Source organism: Burkholderia sp. (assembly GCF_018375725.1).
In the GTDB taxonomy this organism is placed as follows: domain Bacteria; phylum Pseudomonadota; class Gammaproteobacteria; order Burkholderiales; family Burkholderiaceae; genus Burkholderia.
In genome coordinates, this window is the sequence record NZ_JAHACR010000467.1 from 1 (window position 1) to 2,062 (window position 2,062).

1 protein-coding gene and 1 pseudogene are annotated in these 2,062 nt (G+C 68.0%); both read right to left on the reverse strand.

The features are described 5' to 3' along the window. Positions 1-27 precede the first annotated feature (27 nt). Positions 28-1,170: pseudogene (locus tag KH616_RS24450) on the reverse strand (sodium:proton antiporter); the annotation flags it as partial. Positions 1,171-1,212: 42 nt separating this feature from the next. Then, positions 1,213-1,875, reverse strand: a complete 663-nt coding sequence (locus KH616_RS24455; protein WP_292253813.1) for a lactate utilization protein C — start codon at positions 1,873-1,875, stop codon at positions 1,213-1,215. Between the last annotated feature and the right edge of the window lie 187 nt (positions 1,876-2,062).

The window sequence follows — 2,062 nt, forward strand, 5'->3', positions numbered from 1 at the left end:
GGTCGGCGCATTGTCGAGAAACGACTACAGCAGCCCGGTCGCCCAGAAATACATCGCATCGACCGGCTTGCCGTCCGGCCCGGTGACGAGGTGGACGATCTGCGCGAATGCGCCGTCGGCGCCCGCGCGCAGGATGACGATCACCGGCGCGATTGTCACGAAGATGCCGGCGAACAACTTCGCGACTTCCTCGATCGGCGCCCAGTTGAACGCATTGCCCTCGCGTGCCGAGCGCGGCGTGAACGCCAGCGACAGCAGCGCGACGCCGACGAGCGCGACGTCGCGCACCGCGTTTTGCAGCGCCACGTGCGTGCCCCATACGTCGAATACGATGCCCGGCTTCCAGATGCCGCTCATCAGCACGAGCCCGATCACCGCGGCGAGCAGCACGAAATTGATCTTGCCGTCGATCGACAGCGCGCGGTTGTCTGGTGTCGGATCGCGATGCGCCGGGCGCGCCTCGCCGCCCTTTCGATAGAAGTAAGTGTCGAGCGCGAAGAACACCGTCAACAGCACCGTGCAGATGAACAGCATCGGCAGCGCGAGGTGCATCGTCGTCCAGAAGAAGCTCACGCCGTTCAGGAAGCCGAGGAACAGCGGCGGATCGCCGAGCGGCGACAGCGAGCCGCCGGCGTTCGCGACGAGGAAGATGAAGAAGATCACGACGTGCACGACATGCCTGCGGTTGTCGTTGGCGCGCAGGAGCGGCCGGATCAGCAGCATCGCGGCGCCCGTCGTGCCCATGACGCTCGCGAGCAGCGTGCCGAGCGCGAGGATCGCGGTATTGAGCCTGGGCGTGCCGTGCAGGTTGCCGTTCACGCAGATGCCGCCCGCAACCGTATAGAGCGCGGTGAGCAGCACGATGAACGGGATGTATTCCTCGAGCAGCGCATGCACGAGCGTGCCGAACGCCGTGCCGGCACCGAATGCGGCGGCGAACGGCGCCAGGAACGCGATCGCCCACGCGGCCGCGATCTTGCCGAAGTGGCGATGCCAGAACACCGGCGCGACGAGCGGGAACAGCGCGATGGACAGCAGGATTCCGGCGAACGGGACGCCCCAGAATGCGGACAACGTTGCGCCGTCAAGCGTCGCGGCCGATGCGAGCGCGGGCGCGGCGCCAAGCGCTGCCCCCGACGCCATGCCCGCCCAGGCGGCATGTCGTTTCATGCAGTTGTTTTCCTTGTTGGATGCCGCGGATGCGAGGACGCGTCACGCGCCGCGCACGACGATCACATGAACCCGATACGGTCCATGCGCGCCCAGCACGATGGTCTGCTCGATATCGCCGGTACGCGACGGGCCGGACACGAAGTTGACCGCACGCGGCAGCTCGCCGCGCTCCGCGCGAATCAGCGCGAATGCATCTTCGTGGCCGGCGACGATGCGCGACGCGGGCACGACCGCGATATGCGTCTCCGGCAGCAGGCCGGCGGACGCATACGTATCGGGCCCCGACAGCAGCACCAGCGAACCGGTTTCCGCCGTTGCGCAAAAACAGCCGGTGAGGCCGACGAGATCGCCGTCGACAGGCTTGCGGAATTCGACGGCAACGCCTGCGGCAGCCCAGTCGAGCTCGCCCAGCGTGCGCCACGCGACCGCCTGCATCGGCAGGTCGTGCGCCGACAGATAGCGGGCGGCGGCCGCAGGCGCGTCGGCCAGCGTCGCGACTTCGTCGACGGTTGTCGCGAGCTTCGTCGCCTCGTCGACGAACGCGGCGACCAGATCGCCGGGCGCCGGCGGACGCGGTCCTGACGGATGGCGCGCCAGGTAATCGGCGACACCATCACGCTCCGTCGCGTCCGGTTCGGCCGCACGTCCCTGCGCTGCGCGGATGCGCGCGAGGATCTGGCGACGGGCAACGGAAGTGTCCATGAGGCGGTCCTCGTAAGGTGGGTTGCGATGCCGCAGGAATTATACCGGCCGCCTCTTCGCGCACGCACCGCCGGCCGGACGGCCGATCGTCATTTCGACGCGTCGTCCGCGACCGGCTGCGCAATGCCGAACACCTGGCGCAGATACGCGAGATAGGCGTTGTCGTCGCACATGCTCTTGCCCGGCG

What these genes read in the sequence shown, in the direction of transcription:
- KH616_RS24455 (WP_292253813.1), bottom strand. Translation starts at nt 1,875, where the DNA reads ATGGACACTTCCGTTGCCCGTCGCCAGATCCTCGCGCGCATCCGCGCA.